Annotated in this window: 14 protein-coding genes; 7 read left to right on the top strand and 7 right to left on the bottom strand. The window is 63.1% G+C overall.

Annotation, left to right across the window (positions count from 1 at the left end; translation table 11 throughout):
- The first annotated feature begins 58 nt into the window (after positions 1-58).
- On the top strand, positions 59-2,920 hold the full coding sequence (gene glnE, locus R3F00_RS06520) for a bifunctional [glutamate--ammonia ligase]-adenylyl-L-tyrosine phosphorylase/[glutamate--ammonia-ligase] adenylyltransferase (protein ID WP_371280941.1): 2,862 nt from the start codon (positions 59-61) through the stop codon (positions 2,918-2,920).
- A gap of 21 nt (positions 2,921-2,941) precedes the next feature.
- Here glnE and R3F00_RS06515 read toward each other — a convergent pair whose 3' ends face one another.
- Positions 2,942-3,910 (bottom strand): mitochondrial fission ELM1 family protein, encoded by a 969-nt coding sequence (locus R3F00_RS06515; protein ID WP_371280940.1) that lies wholly within the window; start codon positions 3,908-3,910, stop codon positions 2,942-2,944.
- 178 nt (positions 3,911-4,088) lie between these two features.
- Here R3F00_RS06515 and R3F00_RS06510 point away from each other — a divergent pair, with 178 nt between their 5' ends.
- Together R3F00_RS06510 and R3F00_RS06505 are read left to right on the top strand one after the other, a co-directional pair.
- Positions 4,089-4,691: a malonic semialdehyde reductase gene (locus R3F00_RS06510; protein ID WP_371280939.1), complete on the top strand. Its 603-nt coding sequence runs from the start codon at positions 4,089-4,091 to the stop codon at positions 4,689-4,691.
- Between the two features lie 22 nt (positions 4,692-4,713).
- Entirely contained in the window at positions 4,714-5,304 is a 591-nt protein-coding gene (locus tag R3F00_RS06505) for a YceI family protein (protein WP_371280938.1), read from the top strand.
- A gap of 293 nt (positions 5,305-5,597) precedes the next feature.
- Here the strand turns inward: R3F00_RS06505 and R3F00_RS06500 are convergent, their stop codons facing one another.
- Positions 5,598-6,860 carry a Yip1 family protein gene (locus R3F00_RS06500; RefSeq protein ID WP_371280937.1) on the bottom strand — a complete coding sequence of 421 codons (1,263 nt, stop codon included), beginning with the start codon at positions 6,858-6,860 and terminating at the stop codon, positions 5,598-5,600.
- Positions 6,861-7,057: 197 nt separating this feature from the next.
- Here R3F00_RS06500 and R3F00_RS06495 point away from each other — a divergent pair, with 197 nt between their 5' ends.
- From R3F00_RS06495 to R3F00_RS06485, 3 genes are all read left to right on the top strand, one after another.
- Positions 7,058-7,267: a zinc-finger domain-containing protein gene (locus R3F00_RS06495; protein ID WP_371280936.1), complete on the top strand. Its 210-nt coding sequence runs from the start codon at positions 7,058-7,060 to the stop codon at positions 7,265-7,267.
- 64 nt (positions 7,268-7,331) lie between these two features.
- Positions 7,332-8,471 (top strand): glycosyltransferase, encoded by a 1,140-nt coding sequence (locus tag R3F00_RS06490; protein WP_371280935.1) that lies wholly within the window; start codon positions 7,332-7,334, stop codon positions 8,469-8,471.
- A complete protein-coding gene (locus tag R3F00_RS06485) occupies positions 8,468-9,760 on the top strand; it encodes an O-antigen ligase family protein (protein WP_371280934.1) in 1,293 nt (430 codons plus the stop codon). Before R3F00_RS06490 ends, R3F00_RS06485 begins: the two co-directional genes overlap by 4 nt.
- Here R3F00_RS06485 and R3F00_RS06480 read toward each other — a convergent pair.
- The 3 genes from R3F00_RS06480 to lpxL are packed head-to-tail and all read right to left on the bottom strand — an operon-like array spanning position 9,647 to position 14,765.
- Positions 9,647-11,062, bottom strand: a complete 1,416-nt coding sequence (locus R3F00_RS06480) for a DUF3999 family protein (RefSeq protein WP_371280933.1) — start codon at positions 11,060-11,062, stop codon at positions 9,647-9,649. The two genes, R3F00_RS06485 and R3F00_RS06480, sit on opposite strands and share 114 nt — an antisense overlap.
- A complete protein-coding gene (locus tag R3F00_RS06475) occupies positions 11,059-13,800 on the bottom strand; it encodes a DUF2339 domain-containing protein (RefSeq protein ID WP_371280932.1) in 2,742 nt (913 codons plus the stop codon). The genes R3F00_RS06480 and R3F00_RS06475 overlap by 4 nt, the downstream gene beginning before the upstream one ends.
- A gap of 35 nt (positions 13,801-13,835) precedes the next feature.
- Positions 13,836-14,765, bottom strand: coding sequence for an LpxL/LpxP family Kdo(2)-lipid IV(A) lauroyl/palmitoleoyl acyltransferase (gene lpxL / locus R3F00_RS06470; RefSeq protein WP_371280931.1), 930 nt, complete (start codon positions 14,763-14,765; stop codon positions 13,836-13,838).
- Positions 14,766-14,956: 191 nt separating this feature from the next.
- On the opposite strand from lpxL, the gene waaA reads away from it, so the two are divergent.
- The gene (gene waaA, locus R3F00_RS06465; RefSeq protein ID WP_371280972.1) at positions 14,957-16,228 is read left to right on the top strand and encodes a lipid IV(A) 3-deoxy-D-manno-octulosonic acid transferase; all 1,272 of its coding nucleotides are present in this window, start codon (positions 14,957-14,959) and stop codon (positions 16,226-16,228) included.
- A gap of 83 nt (positions 16,229-16,311) precedes the next feature.
- On the opposite strand, the gene R3F00_RS06460 is transcribed toward waaA, so the two are convergent.
- The gene (locus tag R3F00_RS06460) at positions 16,312-17,697 is read right to left on the bottom strand and encodes a TolC family outer membrane protein (RefSeq protein ID WP_371280930.1); all 1,386 of its coding nucleotides are present in this window, start codon (positions 17,695-17,697) and stop codon (positions 16,312-16,314) included.
- A 41-nt stretch (positions 17,698-17,738) separates the two neighbouring features.
- Entirely contained in the window at positions 17,739-18,398 is a 660-nt protein-coding gene (locus R3F00_RS06455) for a protein-L-isoaspartate O-methyltransferase (protein WP_371280929.1), read from the bottom strand.
- Positions 18,399-18,468: the final 70 nt, after the last annotated feature.

Genomic DNA, 18,468 nt, shown 5'->3' with positions numbered 1-18,468 from the left:
AGCCAACCGCTAGAGCCGCCTCTGGCCGCCCGGCCCTGCCAGCTGCCAGAATCTGTACATGCCCCTGTCTGCACGCCCGCACGCCATCGAGATCCTGCTTGATTCCCGGCTCTCCCGTCTGGAAACACGATGTCGCGAAGCAGGCGTCCCGTTCTACGACGACGCCGGCGTCGACAGCCATCTTGAGCGCGTCCTGCTCGCCAGCGACTACGCCTTCGAGAGTTTCGTCCAGGATCCGCAGCTGCTGGGACCGGATCTGGTTCGTCTGATGAACGACCCGCGGCATGCCGATGCACGCACGGCGCCATTCTCGATGCCGATGTCGGACGCGGAGTTCAGCGCCGAGATCCGGCGCTTTCGCCGCCGCGAGTCGCTCCGTCTGATCTGGCGTGACGTGAACAACGTGGACAACGTCGAGACGACCCTGACCGGGTCCAGCGTGCTGGCCGAAACCTGCCTCGAAGTTGCCTTGCGTCATGCCGAGCGCCAGCTTGCCGAACGCCACGGCGTGGTGCGATCGCAGGCGGGCGATGTGCAGCGTCTTGTTGTGCTGGCGCTGGGCAAACTCGGTGGCGCCGAACTCAACTTTTCCTCGGACGTCGATCTGGTTCTTGCCTACGACGAAGGGGGCGGCAGCAGCGATGGCGAGCGGCCTCTGGATGCGGAGATCTGGTATTCGAGGGTCAGCCAGCACCTGATTTCCCTGCTCGCCGATCGCACGCCGGATGGATATGTCTATCGCGTCGACCTGCGCCTGCGCCCGTTCGGCAATGTCGGTCGGGTCGCGCTTTCGTTTGCCGCGATGGAGCAGTATTACCAGCGCGAAGGTCGCGACTGGGAACGCTACGCGTGGATCAAGGCGCGGCCGGTTGCCGGTGACAAGGCGGCCGGCGTGCGCCTGCTGGCCACCTTGCGCCCGTTCGTGTTCCGGCGCTACTTCGACTACACCGCTTTCGCCGGTTTGCGCGAGATGAAGGAACTCATCGATGCCGAGGTCGCGCGCAAGGATCTTGCCGATCACCTCAAGCTCGGACCGGGCGGTATCCGCGAGATCGAATTCACGGTGCAGCTCGTGCAGCTGATCCGTGGCGGTCGCGAACCCTCGCTGCGCGTGCGTGGGCTGCTGCCTGCGCTGTCGGCATGCGAGCAGCTGGGCCTGATCAATGCCAAGCGCAGCAAGCGCCTGCGCGAGGCCTATCGGTTCCTGCGTCGGGTGGAGAACCGGGTGCAGATGTTTTCCGATCAGCAGACCCACGAATTGCCCGCTGATGCCATGCAGCGCCAACGCGTGGCGCTTGCCCTCGATTACGCCGACTGGGCCGGATTGATCAGCGACCTGGATCGCCATCGCAGCGCGGTCAGCGAGGAGTTCGAAGCGGTCATGGCACCGGCCCGGCGCGCGCGAAGTTCGGTGAAAGCCGCCGAATGGAATGCCTTGTGGCAACGCTGTTCCAGCGACGGCGTCGACGCCGAGGCACTCGTCGAGGCCGGATTCGATCCGGTGCAGCCGGTTGTCAGCGCGCTTGAAGGGCTGCTTGGCAGTCCGATCCTGCGCGCGGCCTCGGCTCGCTCGCGCGAACGCATCGACCGGGTCATTCCGGCCCTGTTCGCAGCGGCCGCGGACAGTGCGGCGCCGAGTGCCTGCCTGGTTCGACTGATCGGGCTCGTCCATGCCGTGGCGCGACGTTCGGCCTATCTGGCCCTGCTTGACGAACAGCCGGTTGCCTTGAAGCGTCTGACCGCAGTGTTCGCAGCCAGCGCCTTGCTGGCCGAACGCGTTATCGCGCACCCGCTGTTGCTGGATGAATTGTTCGATGACCGCAGCGAAGGGCCACCGCCCGATCGCGATGAGGTCGAGGCCGAAATCCAGCGACGGCTCGGCGCCATGCACGACGGCGATCTCGAACGCGAAATCGAAATGATCCAGGAGCAGCGACTGGCTGTGCAGTTTCGCATCGGTCTTGCCTTTCTGGGCAGCCGGCTCGATGCCGAACAGACCGCACGCGCGCTGGCTGCGCTGGCCGAGGCGGTGCTTGCCAGCGTATTGCGCATCGCCGAACGCGACCTGATTGCCGCGCATGGCGTCATCGACGAGCGCCCCGGCGACGGTGCCGGCATGGTCGTCATCGGCTATGGCAGCCTCGGCGGCATCGAACTCGGTTTCGGCTCCGACCTCGACCTCGTCTTTGTCTACGACGGCAGCCATGCAGCGCTGGAATCGAGCGGGCCCAAGCCGCTCGATGGCGCGCGCTACTACGCGCGCCTGGCCCAGCGCTTCGTGCACTTGCTGACCATGCTGACGCGCTCGGGACGCCTTTACGAAATCGACATCCGGCTCAGGCCCGATGGCGGCACCGGACTTCTGGTCACGAGCCTGGATGCCTATGCCGCCTATCAGCAGGAGCGCGCCTGGACCTGGGAGCACCAGGCGCTGGTGCGGGCACGTGCCGTGGCCGGCGATGTCGGTCTCAGCCGTCGTTTTGCCGACGCGCGTGCCACCGCACTGGATGCCCGTGTCTATGGCGCTGAACTGCGCAAGAAGATCGTCGACATGCGATCGCGCTGGCGCAGGGAAAGTGATCGATCGAATGAGCAGGTTCTCGATCTGAAGCAGGGTCTTGGCGCCCTGGTCGACATCGAGTTCATCGTCCAGGCCCTGGTTCTCGAACATGCTTCGGCGCATCCACGTCTTCTCGGCGTGACCAACAGCGTCGACCTGATCGAGATGGCGGCCGGCGCCGACCTGCTCAGCCCGCTTCAGGCTGCGACCTTGCGCGATGCGCACATGCTGCTGCTTGCGCGCTCGCTGGCGAACAAGCTCGACGCGCGTCCGCGCATCGCCCGGCGCGACGAAGGTCTCGATGCAGCTACGCGCGCAGTCCTGCAGGTTGCGCGCGAGCTGGATCTCGCATTCGATTGAAACCCCGAGGCGGCGTCTTCTTCATGTCCTGGTGCGCATGCGCTTGCCCACTAGCGCCGCAACTTCCGGGGTTTCGCGCAGGGCCTGGACCGTATCGCCCGAAAGCGAACCGACAAGGAAACCGGCCGACCCGAGTTGCGACTGGAACATGCGGAGTTTCCCCGTGACCCGTTCACTGCCGAATGCGCAGACCGGCTTTCCGGTTGCGCAGGCCTCGGAAATCATGTTGACGGAGTCGGGGGTCACGACAATGCGATCGGACCAGGCGAGAATTCCCGCATAGGGATTTTCACCGTCCTGCGGCCCGCCCCAGAAAAGGCCGGGCCAGCGTGAGAACTCGGTTCGCAATCGCGAGGCCATGAGGGGCGGTGTGCGCCGTGACGTGCTGACCAGGAAGCTGCCGCCGTGGCGCGCATGCTGTTCACCGAGCATCGACACCAGGCTGCGGAAATAGTCGTCATCGAGCCTGACCGCCCCAGTCGATGCGCCAATCAGCACGCCGATTCGTGGTGACGGAAATGCTCCAAGGTGCCGAAAACTCTCTCGCCCCCGCGACAGCCATTCGTCGTCAACCGGGTTCAGGGCGCCCAGTGTTTCGATGACATTCTTGCCGACCAATCGATCATGCTTCGGCGTGACAACGAGGTCGAAGTGCCTGGGATCCGTGCGTGGGTCGAGGATTTGCACGGTGAAGCAACGGCCCGCGCTCCAGCGTCGCAGGCAGCGTGTCAGCAATGCAGCCTTGCGCCCGCAACCAATGGCGATATCGGGCCACGGGGCCTCGATGGGCGAGCCACCCTCGTCGCGCATCGCGGATTGCGCGCCCAGGGTCAGGTGCGGGGAGAGCCAGTTCCAGGGCTGACTCAGCCGCAGCTGCAGTACGCGCGGCTCAAGACCAAGCGCCCCGGCCAAAGCCCGCGCCTGGCGCTCGTTGCCCGCGGCACCATCGCTGATGACCCAGCAGGTCGATTTGCTCGCGTCAGGAGACAATCAGCTTCTCTTCGCTATCATGAGTGGCCCTCTAATGCCCCTGTACCCGTCAGGGGGCGATCCCATTGTCTACCAAGCGGCATCAATTCGTTGTCTTTCATCGTGTTGATTGCGCACAGCCCAACCCCAAGACTGTATTCCCTGTCGGAAGACAGGCAACGCCATGCAAGGAGTTTTGATGAATAGTCCGTTGAACGATCTCGCCCTCGACCAGATTTTTCGCACGGCTCGTACCTACCGGCGTTCTGCCGATGCCTGGCTCGACAAGCCTGTTTCCGACGAGCTACTTCGGCAGGCCTACAACCTGGCCAAGCTGGGCCCCACCAGTGCGAATTGCCAGCCCATGCGTGTCGTCTTCGTGCGCTCGGCCGAGGCCAAGGAAAAACTGAAGCCGGCATTGTCGGATACCAATTTAGCGCAGACCATGGCCGCACCGGCAACGGCCATCGTCGCCGCCGATCATGATTTCTACAAGCATCTGCCACGCTTGTACAAGGAAGAAAACGCCGTGCCGTGGTTTGAAGGCAAGGAGGAATCCATTGCCGAGACGGCATTCCGCAACTCAAGCCTGCAGGGCGCCTATCTGATCATTGCATTGCGCGCGCTGGGCCTGGATTGCGGTCCGATGTCGGGATTCCACAAACCCAGCGTCGACAAGGCATTCTTTGCCGGTACCGATGTGAAATCCAACTTCCTGATCAATATCGGCTACGGCAATCCGGAGGTTCTGCGCGCACGCGAAGAACGCTTTGATTTTGACGAAGCCTGCAGCATCGCCTGACAACCCCACGAGGAGATACCCCATGTTTGTACGCACCCTGCTCGCCACTGCCGTGGCACTTGCTTCCGCATCCGCATTCGCCGCGGCTGAGACCTATGTGATCGATCCAACGCACACACAGGCCGAATTCACCTGGAGCCATTTCGGATTCTCGAATCCCAGCGGCAATTTCGACAAGATCGAAGGATCCATCACCTATGACGCAGCGGATCCTGCACAGTCATCGGTCGATGTGACGATCGCCATCGACAGCATCAATACGCATGTGGAAAAACTCGACAATCACATGAAGAGCCCGGACATCTTCGACGCGGCGAAATACCCGACCGCCACCTTCAAGAGCACCAAGGTCGAGAAAGCCGCGGGCGAAGGCAAGTTCAAGGTGACCGGCGACCTGACCATCCATGGCGTGACCAGGTCGGTCGTGCTCGATACCACGTTGAACCGTGCCGAAGAGCATCCGATGAAAAAGGTGCCGGCCATCGGTTTCGACGCGAGCACGACGATCAAGCGCAGCGACTTCGGCATCGACTACCTGGTGCCCAAGGTCAGTGACGAGATCCGCATCAAGATCACGACCGAGGCGACGGTGCCGAAGAAAGACGCCGGTTGATCGTGGGCCGCTGCACCCGAGCCGGCCGCATCCGGCTTGCGCTGCAGCGGTGAGTCGTGGAGGCGGGTCCGTAGGGGCGGGTCTCGGACCCGCCTGCGCTTGCCTGCCGGATTCCGGTTCAAACCCGACTCCAAGCCATGCAGGTTCGTGCCCCGCCTCTGCGCGAACGCAGGTCAAGAATCCGGGTTCGACGCAGGCCTTTTTCAGAACGCTTCGTCTTGTTCCGATAGCATGGGTTCGCAGACCCTGCTCAATTCCCCATTGGGCTTCTGCCAGCGGACGACAAGCCAGACTCAGCCCTTTTTGACGCCCTGATTCTTCATCGCTTCGAGCCCGCCGAGGTTCAGCGATGAGAGCGCCGACTTGAGGATGTTCATGTCGAGGCCTTCACCATTGCCGCTCAGCTTCACCGTGAAGCGGTCGCCAAGGACGATGCTGAATTCACCGTCGTTGCCGTTGTTGTTCCAGCGCTCGTTGATCAGGCGGCCGTCCTTCTTGTAGGTCTTCTCGTAGCCATAGTCGGTCTGCTTGTCGCTCTCGACATTGGCAAATCCAGCCAGGGCCATGATGCCCTTGGCGCCACCCATGTCGGTGATTTCCAGCCGCAGGCGGTTGTCATTGGCATCGCGGTAGGTGGCCTTGCCGGTACTGACCTGCACGCCCATGGCGGCGTTGCGTTCCACTGAAATGGACTCGCGCTTGAAGCCGGCCAGCTTCTCCGGAAGAAACTGCTTGATGGCATCCGGCGGCAGTGCCTCGACCTGGTCACCGCCACCGAGCATGGCCCCGAGCATGGCACCGGCCGCCTCGGCCTGTGCGTCGGCATCGCCACTCCGCTGCGCGGCTTCCATCTTCTTGCCCTGGCGTTCGACCTGCTGGCCCAGTGCGGCCAGTTTGCCGAGCGCGCTGTCGGTGTCGATGGTGACGTCGCCGCTGCTGTTGTTGCCGCCCATGCTGATCGTTGCGGCGGTGGTGCCTGCGGCAGTGATGCCGCCGACGACCATGCCGACCACGAGGCTGAGGACGAATCCGATGATGATCGTCACGATCGTGTAGCCGACCGACTTCTCCTGCGGACAGCGCATCGTATGCGGCAGGCCAAGGTAGAGCAGGTAGATGCCATAGACGGCTCCAGCCAGAACGATCAGCCAGCCGAGCCACGGAACGATGGTGGCCACGCTGGCGACCCAGCTCGCCGTATAGGTATAGGCCGCAGCCTTGAGCGCCTGCACCTGATTCTTCTCGCCACCGAAGCTCGGTGCGAGAGCATTGATGATCAGCGCAACCAGATAGACAACGGCGAGAGTCAGCGCGTAGGCGATCAGCATGCCGATGATGCCGCTGACCATGGGCGTGCGCACGGTCACCCCGAACATGCTGTAGCCGATCAGGCTGCCCTTGATGAAGCCGAACACGGCCGGGATCGCGGCCAGGATCAGGATGTAGTTCTTGTACAGGCCGGCGACGGTGTCCGGCTCGGCGGCGATGACCGGCCACTCTGTCTTTGGCGTAATCAGTATTGCCTTGGCGCGAGCGATGAGCTTTGAAAAATCCATGGTGTCTCCCCCATTCAGGTGAAAGGTGATGATTGCCGGCTGCCGAAACACGTTCATTCTAGGCCGAACCGAAAATCAGGGTAGTCGCAGGTCCCGCCAGAAGCCTGTGAGCCGGTCGACGCGCCCATTGTGACGCGCTTGGCACATTCTGTGCTGCTAAACTTCCGGGCTGTCGCCATTTTCGGGAGTGTCAGCGCATGTCATCGAGTCAAACAGTAGCGGATTCGCGTGTTCAGGCCAATGCGCAGAACCGTTACACGGTCGGCCGCCGCGACCTGCCGCTGAGCTGTCCGATGCCGGAAATGACGCTGTGGAACTCGCATCCCAAGGTCTATTTGCCGATCGAAGAGCAGGGTGGAACGGCAAAATGCCCGTATTGCGGGGCCGAGTACTGCCTCGAGAATTGATCCTGCATGCTGCCGTAGATCCTTCGCACACGACGAGGCCGTATTGTCCGATCAAGGTTCCAATGTGACACAACGGCGGCTTTGCGTCGTTCAGCTGGTTCCTGCGCTGGAGTCTGGCGGCGCCGAGCGCTCGACCCTGGAAATCGGTCGCGCCCTGGTGCAGGCCGGGCATGGCTCGATTGTGGTTTCGGCTGGCGGTCGCATGGTCGAACAGCTGGTGCGCGAAGGCAGTCGGCATGTCGAGTTGCCGATCGGCAGGAAATCGCTGAAGACACTGACACTCGTGCCGCGGCTGCGTTCGATTCTTGCCGAGGCCGGTGCCGATATTGTGCACGCGCGGTCGCGGTTGCCGGCCTGGCTGGGCTGGCATGCGCTGCGCAAGCTCGATCCGCCGCGCCCGCATTTCGTCACCACCGTCCATGGCCTCAATTCGCCGGGCTGGTACAGCGGCATCATGGCGCGTAGCGACCGCATCATCTGCGTTTCTAACCTGGTCCGCGACCACGTGCTCAGGCACTACCGCGGCACCCATCCATCGCGCCTGGTGCTGATCCCGCGCGGCGTGGATTCGAATGAATTTCCATTCGGCCACCAGCCCGATGACGAGTGGCGGAAACGATTCCTTGACGAATATCCGCAACTCGATGGCGCTCCGTTGCTGACCCTGCCGGCGCGTGGAACGCGGCTGAAAGGGCACAGGGATGCCATTGAGCTGCTCGCCGACCTCAAGGTCCGCGGTGTCGATGCACGCCTGCTCCTGCTCGGCGCGCGCGAACCGGGGCGCGAAGCATATGTCGCCGAACTCGAATCGCTGGCTCGCAATTTCAACATCGATCAGCATGTCGTGATTTCTCCGCCACGTTCCGACGTGCGCGATGTCATGGCCGTGTCGACCCTGATCCTGCAATTGAGCACGCAGCGCGAATCATTCGGGCGTACGGTCATCGAGGCCCTGTCGTTGTGCCGGCCGGTGCTGGGCTATGCGCACGGAGGCGTCGGCGAACTGCTCACGGACCTGTATCCCGCCGGTCGCGTGCCGCCCGGTGACCGGGCACGACTGGCCGAGCGCGCAGCCGAGCTGATGCGTGCTGCACCGGCCATCCAGCCGTTGACCCGCTACCGACTGTCCGACATGCAGGAAGCCACCCTCCAGTTGTACAGCGAACTGGCCAGCGAGCCGCGGCGTCGGCGCACCGATCGATGATCTCCAGCAAGCGGATGGGGCGCAGCGAGACGGCCGCCCTGCTGGTCGTGCTCGGTGTCCTCGTGTTGCTGCCCATCGGGCGCACTTCCGAGCTCGGTATCGTGGCGGGTGCCGTGGTCGGAATCGTGCTGATGCTGCGGCACCGATTCGCACCGCTTGCGGATCGGGGCCTGCGCCTGATCCTGATCCTGTTCGCGTGCTACTGGCTACCGATCGTCTTCTCCGGCTTCAACTCGGTGGCGCCGCAAAAGACCTGGATGACGGCGCTGGAGGTAGTGCGCTTCTTTCCATTCGCATTGTTCGTTGCGTGGGCCTTGCGCAGGCCCTTGTCGTGGCCGCCGTTCCTGCTTGCTGTTGCCGCGATCACTGCGCTTTGGCTGATTGACGCCTGGGTGCAATTTCTCAGCGGCAGCAGTCTGGGCGGAGCGCCGGAGCTCGAGCGCCTGTCCGGCATCTTTGGCGCCGACAATCTGAAACTGGGCCCGGTGCTGGCCGTGCTCTCCCCGTTCCTGTTGCTGCTGGCCCGTGAACATGGCGGGCGACTCGGCCTGCTGCTGGCCTACCTGCTCATGCTGGTGCCCATCCTTCTGGCCGGATCGCGCGGTGCCTGGCTTTCCTATGCCCTGGTCAGTGTTGTCTTCGCCTGGCGGGAAGCCCGAAGCCTGCGCCGGTTCCTGCCACTACTGTTCGGGATCGTATTGGGCATCGCGCTCAGCATTGGCGGAGTCTGGCAGATATCGGACCGCTTCGATGCGCGCATGGAGCGCAGCCTGCTGGTTTTCGAAGGGACCGAACAGGCGCTCGATGAAGCATCGGCCGGACGCGTGCGCATCTGGAGTGCCGCGCTGGGCATGTTCGAAGCGAATCCGCTGGTCGGGGTGGGCGTGCGCGGCTTTCGCTACGCCTACGCCACTTACAGCGAACCGGGTGACGCCTTTGTCGACAAGACCACCGGTATTGGCGCGTCGCATGCACATCAGCTCGTACTCGAACTGCTGAGCGAAACAGGCTTGTTAGGACTCCTGCTGTGGCTGGCAGGAATGACGCTCGGCCTGCGTGCCTGGTGGCGAGCAGATTCAGTGCAACGTGCCCGCGGATTCGCGCCAGGACTTGCCCTGGTCGCAATGTGTTTTCCGCTGAATACCCATTTCGCCTTTTACTCGGCGTGGTGGGGACTATTCTTCTGGTGGCTGCTGGCGATCTTCTGTGCTGCGCTGGCCAGTCCCGCGGAGAAGGCTCAAGGCGATGCCTCCGACCACCAGGGCGGCGCCGATCAGCACGCTCCATAACAGCCAGTTCTTCCAGTCGGTCGGTCGTTCCGGAGGCTGCAAGGCCCTGGGTCCGGCACTCATACGCATGTCGCCCAGCGTGGCGATTGGGGGCTGCCAATCCTTGCCGTAGCGAGAGCGAAGCGAGGTCAGCGCGGCCTCGACCGGATAGTCGGGAAAATGTTCCGTGGCGCTGCCCACGGCGAGAAGGTAAGGTCCACGCCCCTCGGCCAGGAACAGCACGCGCGCCGCTCGAAAGCCGACGCTGACATGGGGCGGCGCTGCCAGCGGCGTTTCCGAATCGATGCGCAGCCAGGCGACGCGAGGATCTCCGCCCGAGAGCCAGACCCTGTCGACGCTGATTTCCTCGTTGCCTTCGCGCAGGCCGAATGCCACTGCACGTGCGCGCGGCGTCCAGCGGATGGAGTCCGGTTCGCCGGCTTTTGCGGTCAGTATGGCAATCCGTGCCAGCGCATTGTCGCTGGCCAGGCTGATCATTGCGGTGGAAACGGGCGCGGCGTAGAAAAACGAATACAGAAAGCGTGTACTGGTCGCATCCAGATCGCCTATGCGTTCAACTGTCTGCGCCTCGATCCATTGAAGCTTCGGTATGCCAGCAACCTTGCGGTACCTTGAGGCCGTCGCGCGCAGCCCGACAATCGGCGCGCCATCGTCGGTACGGCGTAGCCGAAGATAGCGTGATCGGGTCGAAGGAAGGTCGATACTGCTGCGTTCGATACGCTCGCCGCCGCTTTCCAGGGAGACCAGATTGGCTCCCGCATTCAACAGTTTCCAGCTTTGCAGATCGTTGCTGGCGGAAATTTCCAGACGCGCGATGAGGTTGTCGGCTGGCTCGTCCCAGTCGAGCTCGAGATCGTCGACTTCTTCCTCGAAGTTGCTGAGGTCGACCAGCCATTCGCGGGGGTTCTCGCCCACTTGTTGCTGTCCGCGGGTTTGCGTCTCGAGCCTGAGCAATCGTCCAGTGGCGTCGCGTTCGACGACAAGGCCGAGATCGCTGGCCTTGTCGTCATGCCGCTTGCCTGGCAGAGGCAGAACGGGGACTGGGGAACGTTCTTCGGACAGGGTGTCCGGGATCTCCAGCGGCCAGATCATCATCGGCACGCTGCGGCCATCGGCATTGAAAATGGCCATGTCGCGCAAGCCGGGATCGATCGAACCCTGATAGACCGACCTGTCCAGCTCGACCTGCATCGCAGCGCTTTCAGCAAGCGACTCGATCGGAATCACGATCGCATAGTCGTCCGGCGTGGACGCAGCTGCCGACTGGACAAGCAGTCCGGCGACCAGCATCCATTGCTTCATGCCGCACTCTCCACATCAGCCTTCCGTGGTGGTGCCGGCGCCAGGTAGCCGACCAGAGTACACAGCAAACCGTAAGCGATGAACGAGGCGATGCCAAAGAGGTTGCCAAGGTGCTGGCGATCGATCAGCAGCAGCTTCACCAGCACGATCGCCATCAGCACCGCTCCAGCCAGCCACAATGGGCGGTTCCCGCGGCGCGAACCAAGCACCCACCCGGCGACGCCGAGCACGCTCCAGACTACGGCGAGACTGGTCTGCGACAGACTGGACGTGATCACTCGCTCGCTCCAGGGGATGCCGCCCAGATGATGCACGGCACGCAGGGTGGCTGCCGTGATCAGGGCAAAGCCGGCAACGGACAGCCAGGCCGCGCGGTGCGAGCCAATGGCTTCGGGGACGTCGCGATCGCGCATCCAGAAAGCGAGGGCAGCAATGCTGGCCAATTGGAACAGCTCCAATGGATTGAGCAGTGGAATGAAGCCGATGGGCGAGCTGTCGCCGGGATGGAAAAGACTCATGACCAGCAACATGCTGAGGATGATCGCCTGCGAACCCAGAACAATGGGCCGATAGCGCGAAAAACCGGCTGACAGTGGCGGTGAGATCCACTGTGACTTGCGCAACACGAGGGTGTGCGCCAACAGCAGCGGCAATCCGAGCATGGCCGTCACCCAGCCACTTCCCAATCCGATTTCTGTAGCGACTTCGCGCAGACAGAGCGCAAGAACCAGAGTCCATGCCCAGAACCAGCCAAGATGGGTGGTTGTCTGTGCAGAAGAGCGAGCGTTCCTCAGGCAAACGAGACTGCGCCAGCCGAGAACCGCGAAGGCCATATGCGCAAACAGGCTCAAGGTCGAAAACAGCGCGTCGTCGACCGTGATCAAGAGACTGACCGGAAGCACGAGCCAAAAGAAAACGGCGGTCGTGAATGCCAACGCGCCGCGTTGCCAGATGCGCTGCGCCTCGGCGGCGAGCCAGGCGGTAGCCACCAGCAAGCCGAGGACAGCAGGAAGATAGTGATCGTACTGAGCGTAGCGCCCGATCTCTACCATCCACGCGCCCAGCCACCAGAACAGGCCCCACAGATACAGTGCAAGGCTGAGTCCGTACGAAGCGTGCGCGCGCTGATAGAGCCACGCGCAAACCAGGGCTGCCGCGCTGATCAGGATGGCGCCAAGGAAGGCGCCATTGGCAACCGGCAGTGCGTCTGCAGCGGACGGTGAGTAGGCGATCACGAAGGCAAACGCCGCGAGCAACTGCAGGAACAGTCCGATCCAGCGCGGCAGGCGTCTCTGCTGGCGCAGGCCGAGCCAGACCAGGGCGGCGCCTTCCAGGGCAAAGACGCATCCGGTCGTGCGCGCCGACAACGCCAGTGGCACGGCCAGGGTCGAGAAGCCCAGCGCAAGCACGGCGAACGATTCGCCGAGAATGCGCAAGCCGATGCGACGGATCATCCACGCGGCGAGCACGAGGTAAACAAGGCCGAGTGCGAGTGCCGAGATGGCCAGCGGCGTGCGCTCGCCATCGAGCAGGGCGGCCTGCAGGGCAAACGCGACCAGCGGGTTGCCGAATACCAGGGTGCCATCGACGACGTCGGGGCGCTCCTTGCGCAGGCGAATCGCATACAGGACAGGAATCGCCAGATAGATCGAGAAGAACAGGATCAGGAACGGTTCGGTGCTGTCGAACAACGTCGGGTTGTATTTGAGCACGCCCCAAAGTGTGCCAATCGCATAGGTGAAGAAGAAGCCGAGCAGGTTGAGCACGCGCCAGGCGCGCTGCCAGGCGATGGCAAAGATCGCGAGGTTGAGGACGGCGTAGTAGGAAAACAGCACGACGTGGTTGCCGCTGCCGGTGGAGATCAGGATCGGCGCAGCGAACCCGGCGAGGATGCCGAGCACGGCCAGGGCCAGCGCATCCTGCAGGACAGCCAGCACGCAGACGCCGGCGACGAGCACCAGCATCAGCGCGAACGCCGCTTCTGCAGGCAGCAATTGGTAGAGGCGGAACGCCGCAAAGACCGTCAACAAGAGGATGCCGATGGCGCCGCCCTGAAGGCTCAGCGAAAACGCGCGCCGTGTGTCGCGCTGGCGCCACGCAAACACCAGGGCGGCCAGCGCCGCGGCGGCGATGCCGGCCAGGCGCAGTTCGATGGGCAGGGTGAACCAGCCCTCGTCGGCTGCGTACTTGAGCAGGGCTGCGACACCGGCGAACAGCACCAGCATGCCGATCTTGACCGGCACATTGCCTTCGGTGAACCAGGACTTGATCCAGCCGATCGCGCGCTCGGCGATATCCGGCTCCGACTTCGCCGCTTGCGCCGGAAAGACAGGCGTTGAGCGATGGCCAGATGCTGATCCGGGACCTTCGAGATCGTGGACTACAGGCGAAACGTTCGCCGGGGGAACCGGTGGCGGTGCATCGACAGGGATCTGGAATCCGCCGGTGCTCGAGGCTGCCGGCTGGTTCGGCTCCTGCGCATCGCGCAAATCCAGAGCGTGCGTCGCAGAGCGGGTTGCCGGCGAAGGTTGCTCGAAAGCTGCGGCTCTCCTGGCCTGCAAGGCCGCCAACTGTCCCTCGATCTTGCGTGTGCGCAGGTCGAGCGCGAGCACGCGGGAAAGCAGAAGTCCGAACGCAGCACCGACAAACAGGCCGAGGATGGCGGTTGAATCGTCGGCGACAGTCGCTCCGAGCACGGCGCCGACAATCGCGCCCACGATGCACCAGATCAAACCCATTGCAGCCACTCCCCGAAGCCGAAACAAAGGTTGTCCTAACGATACAGCAGCGGCTGCCCCTCGGGTCGACTCTTGAAGCGCCGATGTATCCAGAGGTACTGGGTCGGCGCTTCGCGCGCCATGCGCTCGATCGCTGCATTGACCCTGGCCGTATCGACTTCCACATCCTCTCCGGGAAAGTCCGCCAGCGGAGCCTCCAGGCGCAGGGCGTATCCGCCTTCGGGCAGGCGACGATGAAAAAACGGAATCACTCGCGCGCCCGACAGCCTTGCGAGGTGGTGGGTGGCGGTCAGGGTCGATGCAGGTACGCCGAAGAACGGCACGAACACGGTGTCCTTGCCGCGCATGTCCTGGTCGGGTGCGTACCAGATGCGCCCTCCGCCGCGCATGTAGCGCACGCAGGCGCGAACCTCGTTCTTGTTGAACATGGTCGCCGCATAGTGCGAGCGTGCGCGCCGGATCGCCCATTCGAATGCGGCATCCCCGTGCTCGCGGTACATGCCGGCCAGCTCCACGCCGGCATGTTCGACAAGCAGGCGTCCGGCCAGCTCGAGGTGCGAAAAATGCGCGCCGGTCAGCAATACGCCGCGGCCTTCTTCCCCGGCGGTCTTGAGGTGCTGCAGACCTTCAATGCGCACGGGAACGCGCGCTATGGCCTTGTGCGATCCCATCCAGGCCAGCGCGAACTCGACCAGCATCAAGCCGACGTCGCGCAGACTCTGCTCGAGCATCCGTTCACGATCGGCAGGCAACAGCTCCGGGAAGCACAGTTCGATATTGCGCCGCGCAATGCGTCGGCGCGAGCCCGGGATCCGTGCGAACAACCAGCCCAGCCCGCGGCCCGTTCGCATCAGCTGCGAATACGGAAGCCGGGCCAGCAGCCAGAGCAGGCCAAGGCCGATCCAGGCTGGCCAGTGGGTCGGGCCGAGCAGGCTCAGGCGGAAGGGAGGAGTCGGAGAAGTCATTGCCCGATTATGGCGGCAGGGTCCGTTTCTGCCTATGCGCCCTATACTGCGAGGCTTTCCACATGTTGCTGCTGCCCTGGTCGCAGCGTCTGCATCGCGGTCGGACCGACCCTGACGGTCGCTGACCAGGCGGGATCGGGAGATCGGGAAATGCCGGTGTCGGCTTTCCGTCAACAGAGAGACCATTCGTGCTGCGCTTGATTTACACGCTGACCATGTACCTGCTGACGCCGGTGATCCTGTATCGCCTGGCCGCACGTGGTCTGCGATATCGGCGCTACCTGTCGCGCTGGAAGGAGCGTTTCGGATTCTTCCCGGCACCCGGTTTCAGCAACAGCAGCTGGGTGCACGCAGTCTCGGTGGGCGAGGTGAATGCCGCCGTGCCGTTGATCGAGTCGCTCATGCGGACTTATCCGGATGCGCAAATGGTGGTCACCACGGTGACCCCGACCGGATCCGAACGCGTGCAGAAACTGTTCGGTGACCGCGTATTCCATGTCTATCTGCCCTACGACCTGCCGGCATCGGTGAAACGCTTTCTCGATCGCATCAAACCCCGATTCGCGGTCATCATGGAAACCGAGATCTGGCCCAACCTGTTCATCACCTGTCGCGAACGATCGATTCCGGTTGTCGTCACCAATGCCCGCTTGTCCGAGCGCAGCCTGCGCGGATACGGGCCGGTCCGGCCTCTGGCCCGGCGGGCCATCCAGTGCGCCAGTTTCGTGGCCGCGCAATCGCCGATCGATGCCGAGAGGCTGCGCAAACTGGGCGCGGTCGAGAATCGACTCAGTGTCATCGGCAATCTAAAGTTCGACCTGTCGGTGCCGGCCAGCCTCGCCCGGACGGGCGCGCAGATGCGCGAATCCTGGGGCTCACGGCGCCCGGTCTGGATCGCTGCGAGTACGCACGAGGGCGAGGAATTGCCCGTACTCAAGGCGCACTCGGCCATCCTGCAACGGTTCCCGGATGCCCTGTTGCTGATTGCGCCACGTCATCCGGAGCGTTTCAGGCCGGTGGCCAGTTCCTGCCGATCACTCGGGTTCTCCACCCGTATCCGCAGTGAGGACGGAAGCGCCAATGATCTGTGCCAGTGTTTCGTGATCGACGCGATGGGTGAACTGATGCAGTTCTACGCCGCCTCGGATATTGCCTTTGTCGGCGGCAGCCTCGAGCCGATCGGTGGGCACAACCTGCTTGAGCCGGCCGCTCTTGGCAAGCCGGTAATCGTCGGGCCGCATACTTTCAACACCGAGGAAGTGGCGGCCAGCCTGATTGACGCGCATGCCGTGTTGCGCGTGGGCAATGCCGCTGAACTGGGTGCCGCGGTCGTGCGACTGCTGGCCAACCCGGATGAGCGCACGGCCATGGGCCACTCCGCCCAGGCCGTGCTGGAGCGCGAACGCGGCGCCGTCGAGCGCACTCTCAAGATTGTCGAGAAAGTGCTTGAGAGCGGGGAATAGGCAATAGGGAATCGCCGGAGCGCACGCTTCGAGCTTCCGCTTCGCTTTTAACCCATTCCCGATTTTCTGTTCTCGATTCCCGGTTACTCAAGCAATGCATTGACCGCTTCGAGATCGCTGACCTCGATAATGCCGGCTGCCGTCTTCAGGCGCAGGCCGTTGAGGACGAATGCGTGGCGCGCGCGTGAATAGCTACTTTGCGCCGAGAGCAACTGGCGCTGGCTGATCAGGACGTCGACGATGGTGCGCGTGCCCACTTCGTAGCCGGCCTGAGTCGCGTCGAGTGAACTCTGCGCCGACAGCACGGCCTGCTCGGTCGCCTCGACTTCGCTGGCGCCCGCAATGACTGCGCGGTAGCTGCTGCGCGTGTTGCGTTCAACCAGGCGCTTGCGCTGTTCGTACTGATCCTGCGCTGCATCACGGTTGTAGATGGACTGGCGTACCCGAGACTGGGTATAGCCGCCGCTGAAAATCGGCACGTTGAGGCTCAGGCCAACCGTTGTCGACCAACGGTCACTGTTGGTATGGAAAGCGTCGTTGAAGCTGGAAGCACTGTTGTCGCTCCAGGTGGGCGCCTTGGAGTAGAGGATTTGCCCATTCAAGGTCGGCAAATGGCCGGAGCGGGCCGAATTGATGTTGGCGTTGGCCGCATCGACCTGGTTGGAGAGCGAGTCCAGGTTCGGGTTCTGCTCGATCGCAACGGCTACCCAGTTTTCCGGATCTTCCGGATTCGGCCGGTCCAGAGGCAGCTTGTTGCGCAGTTTCTTGAGCTCGCCTGGCTGCTTGTTGGTCAACTGGCGCAGTGCTTCCTTGGTGTCTTCGACGGTATTCTGGGAAACGATCACGTTGGCCACGGCAGTATCGTGCTGTGCCTTGGCGTCATTGACGTCGGTAATGGCCGAAAGACCGACTTCGAATCGCTGCTGCGCCTGCTCGAGCTGCCTGGCCAGGGCCTGTTCGTTGGCCTGGTCGAAGATCAGCGCATCCTCGGCCGTGAGCACTTCGAAATAGGCGGTGGCCACGCGCAGCAACAAGTCCTGTTCGGCCGCGTGGTAGGTGGCATCGCCGGCCTTTGCCGTCGATTTCGCCGAGGACAAGTCTGCCCATCGACTCAGGTCCAGGATGCTCTGGTCCAGTCGGCCACTCAGCGTGCGCCCATAGGATGTGCTCGACGAGGTCACATTGATGAGGCTTTGCGTGCCATCTTCATTGGTCACGAACTGCGGGCCGGTGCTTGATCCGTGCGAGCGCTGGTAGTCGAGCGATGCGTTGATCTGCGGCAGCAAGGCCGATCGCGCCTGATCGACATTTTCGCTGGTGGCGTTGCGGGTCGCCTCGGCACCTGCGAGCTGCGGATCGGAATTGCGCGCTTCGCCGTAGATCTGGATCAGATCATCGGCATGGGCCAGCGAGGCTACCGAGCCAAGGCCAATGGCCAGTGCAAGCGACAGGGAACGGGTACGGATCATGGAATCATCCTCGGGGTTTGCAATGTCTGCCCCAGGCTTGCCTACAGCGTGAACCTGCGTGGAGGCGAAGCATGGGTCAGGTACGGAATATCGGTTTCGAACAGGCTCTCAGTGTGCCAGTGGCCCGCATCGACCCGCGTGTGCAATAAGGCCTGCATGGCCGGGGACTCGCCGCTGATCGCAAACAGCCGGCCCCCGGGCTTGACCCAGGCCCGCAGTCGATCAGGCAGTGCGAAAACCGCGCCAGTCAGTACGATGCAGTCAAAGGCCTCAATGGTTTCAAATTTTGTCAGGGCATCGCAGATTTCCACCTTGACCCCGGAAATTCCGGCGTTGGCGAGGTTGTTGATGGCGCGCTCGGCGAGATCAGCATGGATTTCCAGGCTGAGCACATCGCCGCCCAGCTCGGCAAGGCAGGCACTCAGGAAGCCCGATCCGGTGCCGATTTCGAGCACGCGCTGTCCGGATTCGATCGCCAGCGCCTGCAGGACACGGCCTTCGATGACCGGCTTCATCATGACTTCGCCATGTCCCAGGGGCAGCTCGACATCGACGAAGGCCATCTTGCGATAGCGCTCCGGCACAAAGTTCTCGCGCTGCACGCGGCCAAGGACTTCCAGCACGCGCGGGTCGAGTACTTCCCAGGTGCGAATCTGGTTTTCGACCATGTTGTCGCGGGCCTGCTCAAGATTCGGTGACATCATGACCATCCGGAATGATGAAAAAAGGGGCGAAAGCATAGAAGGTATGCCGTCGAGCGGCAAACTTCCG

The sequence above is a fragment of the Dokdonella sp. genome (assembly GCF_041395345.1).
Classification (GTDB): domain Bacteria; phylum Pseudomonadota; class Gammaproteobacteria; order Xanthomonadales; family Rhodanobacteraceae; genus Dokdonella.
This window is presented reverse-complemented; position numbering and strand designations above follow the sequence as displayed.

What these genes read in the sequence shown, in the direction of transcription:
- glnE (WP_371280941.1), top strand. Translation starts at nt 59, where the DNA reads ATGCCCCTGTCTGCACGCCCGCACGCCATCGAGATCCTGCTTGATTCC.
- R3F00_RS06505 (WP_371280938.1), top strand. Translation starts at nt 4,714, where the DNA reads ATGTTTGTACGCACCCTGCTCGCCACTGCCGTGGCACTTGCTTCCGCA.
- R3F00_RS06510 (WP_371280939.1), top strand. Translation starts at nt 4,089, where the DNA reads ATGAATAGTCCGTTGAACGATCTCGCCCTCGACCAGATTTTTCGCACG.
- R3F00_RS06455 (WP_371280929.1), bottom strand. Translation starts at nt 18,398, where the DNA reads ATGTCACCGAATCTTGAGCAGGCCCGCGACAACATGGTCGAAAACCAG.
- R3F00_RS06480 (WP_371280933.1), bottom strand. Translation starts at nt 11,062, where the DNA reads ATGAAGCAATGGATGCTGGTCGCCGGACTGCTTGTCCAGTCGGCAGCT.
- R3F00_RS06485 (WP_371280934.1), top strand. Translation starts at nt 8,468, where the DNA reads ATGATCTCCAGCAAGCGGATGGGGCGCAGCGAGACGGCCGCCCTGCTG.
- R3F00_RS06460 (WP_371280930.1), bottom strand. Translation starts at nt 17,697, where the DNA reads ATGATCCGTACCCGTTCCCTGTCGCTTGCACTGGCCATTGGCCTTGGC.
- R3F00_RS06475 (WP_371280932.1), bottom strand. Translation starts at nt 13,800, where the DNA reads ATGGGTTTGATCTGGTGCATCGTGGGCGCGATTGTCGGCGCCGTGCTC.
- R3F00_RS06500 (WP_371280937.1), bottom strand. Translation starts at nt 6,860, where the DNA reads ATGGATTTTTCAAAGCTCATCGCTCGCGCCAAGGCAATACTGATTACG.
- lpxL (WP_371280931.1), bottom strand. Translation starts at nt 14,765, where the DNA reads ATGACTTCTCCGACTCCTCCCTTCCGCCTGAGCCTGCTCGGCCCGACC.
- R3F00_RS06495 (WP_371280936.1), top strand. Translation starts at nt 7,058, where the DNA reads ATGTCATCGAGTCAAACAGTAGCGGATTCGCGTGTTCAGGCCAATGCG.